The sequence below is a fragment of the Candidatus Marivariicella framensis genome (assembly GCF_982709265.1).
This window is the reverse complement of record NZ_CEXPNT010000048.1, coordinates 1-2,827: the sequence shown is the minus strand read 5'-3', so window position 1 is coordinate 2,827 and position 2,827 is coordinate 1. Positions and strand designations below refer to the sequence as shown.

General features: G+C 33.1%; 1 protein-coding gene. It reads left to right on the top strand.

What is annotated here, in order from left to right; all coding sequences use genetic code 11:
• The coding region (locus AC34EU_RS08735; RefSeq protein WP_489696225.1) for a M4 family metallopeptidase at positions 1 to 2,827 on the top strand (2,827 nt) is incomplete at both ends.

Here is a 2,827-nt window from a genome sequence, read left to right as displayed (position 1 = left end):
GAACGCCAGCATTTATAAAAAGTGAATATGTTGGAGATTACTCCCTTACTGCAAAAAAATCAGATAAAGAAAAAGTTTCAGAGTACTTAGAAGAGGTTAAAGATATTCTTAAGATAAAATCTCCTAACGCGGAGTTTGAGGTTTTAAATAAAAACAAGGATCAAATAGGGCTTATACATATAAAATACAAACAAACCTATAAAGGTTTATTGGTCTATGCTCAGGAGATTATTGTTCATTTGGACAAAAAAGGAAGTGTCAATTTATTGACTGGATCTTTTATCCCAACCCCGGTGGAGGTAAATACGAGCCCTGTACTTAATTCAGAAAGAATTATAAAAAAACTTCCAAAAATATTTGACAAAAAAATACAAGAATTAAATAAGCACAATGATTCTATAGAGCCAACATTGGTTATTTATAACAAGAAAAATCAAAATTATCTTTCTTGGCACTTAACAATTTATTCATCACAATTAGATCGTTGGGAGCTTTTCATTGATGATAAAACAGGTGAAATATTAGATAAGATTAACACGACACGACATGCTAATCGTGAAAAAAAAAACAAACCTTTAAAATCAAATAAGAAAAAGGAAGCCCTTAAAGAAGTAATAGAAAACAATGCAATTGCAACGGGTATTGATTTAAATGGAGTTTTAAGAAACCTTAATACATTCCTCTTTGATAATACATATTGGTTAATAGATATCTCTAAGCCGTCTTATAACGCCTCTTCTTCATCAGGAATAGATCGTAAAGGAAGTATAACCACTTTTAAATCTAATAATAGTGATGGTATTCCATATTATCAGTCAGACCCAGACAATACATGGTCAGATCCTAGCCTAGTTTCTGCTCATTATAATGCCTCTTTGGTTTATGATTATTTTTTAGAAACTTTTGGAAGAAACGGAATTGATGGAAGTGGAGGGAGAATTCTTTCTGTTACAAATGTATTAGATCCAAAGGATGGTACAGAATATGATAACGCTACTTGGAATGGATCATATATTAGTTATGGCAATGGTAAAAACCAATTTTCTCCTCTGGCGGGAGCATTAGATGTTGCAGCACATGAGTTTGCTCATGGAGTCATTACTAGTTCAGCAAATTTAGTGTATCAGGATGAGTCAGGAGCTGTTAATGAATCCTTTTCAGATATTTTTGGAGTTATGGTAGATAGAGATGATTGGACCCTTGGGGAAGATATTATTTTAAATCCAAGTGTTAACGACTGGTGTTCTAACCCAGATCTTCCATGTTATTACCCTTATGGTTTTATGAGAAGCATGATTGAACCCCCAAAACAAGGTCAACCTGAGCATTATGATGATGCTGTATATATTGGAACAGAAACAGATCATGGTGGAGTTCATTATAACAGCGGAATTTCCAACAAAGCTTTTTATTTAGCAGCCATAGAAATAGGAAAGGAAAAAGCAGAACAAATATGGTATAGAGCGCTAACTGTTTATTTGACTCGAAGTTCAAATTTTGTAGATTTAAGAATTGCTTTAGAAAGTAGTGCAACTGACCTTTATGGAGCATCAGAACTTTCATCAGTTAAACAAGCATTAGACGCCGTTGGAATTGTATATGAGGAACCTGTAGAAGAAGTTCTTATTGAAATAAACGGTAACGATTTGATTCTTTCCTATGATACAGATGAAAGTAATCCAACTTCTTTTTATATATCAAGTACTCAAGGGACTAATTTTGTACCAATAACTACAACAGCAAAAAATGGAAGTAAACCTACAATCTCATCTGATGGAACTTTCTTATTGTTTGTTTCAGATCAAAATCATTTAATAGGACTTCGATTAATTGATGATACTTTATATGAATGGACCCTTAATGATACTCCAAAATGGTGGTCATCAGCAATTTCAAAAGATAAGAGTAAATTAGCAGTGACTACTATTTTAGACTCTGATAATTATATTTATGTCTATGACTTTATAGGTGAGCAGTGGGCAGATTTCAAATTATATACCCCTACAATGACTGAGGGTGTGACTGCAGACAATGTCCTTTATGCAGACGCATTAGAGTGGGATAACAAAAGTGAATCCATAATTTTTGATCAACTTAATAAAATACCTTTAGGAAACTCAGAAGACATATACTTCTGGGATATTGGCCTTATGAACGTTTGGAACTCAGAAAATAACAAATTTAGTAATGGAAATATATTTAAGTTATATTCAAATTTACCAAATGGAGTATCTATTGGTTACCCGTCATTTGCTAAAACCACAAATAACTTAATAACCTTTGATTGGAGACAAACTGTAGATGGTGTGTATCAGTATTTTGTTATTCTGTTAGATTTAGAAAGAGGTGATCTTGAATATTTTTCAAATAATACTTGGGGGAAACCAAATTTTGCAACTCTAGACAATCAAGTCATATATACCTCTTATGTAAACAATATTAAAACGATAAAGTCTAGACAAGTTAATTTCATTACCCCATCGGAGAGTGGTAATGACTTAATTCTTTATGCTGATTTTGGATTTTGGTTTAATCAAGGCGCCAGAGATTTCGATAATGATGGTGTTTTAGATGATAATGACTCCTGCCCCGGCACTCCAGCTGGAAAAGCAGTTGATCAATATGGATGTTCTTTATCTCAAAAGGATACAGATCTGGACGGTATTAACGATGAAATAGATAATTGTCTTGAAACTATCAATGCTGATCAACTAGATACCGATCAAGATTCAATAGGGAATGTATGTGATTCTGATGATGATAACGACACGTATTTAGATATTAATGATGCTTTCCCATTGGATTCTTCAGAGTGGTTGGATACGGA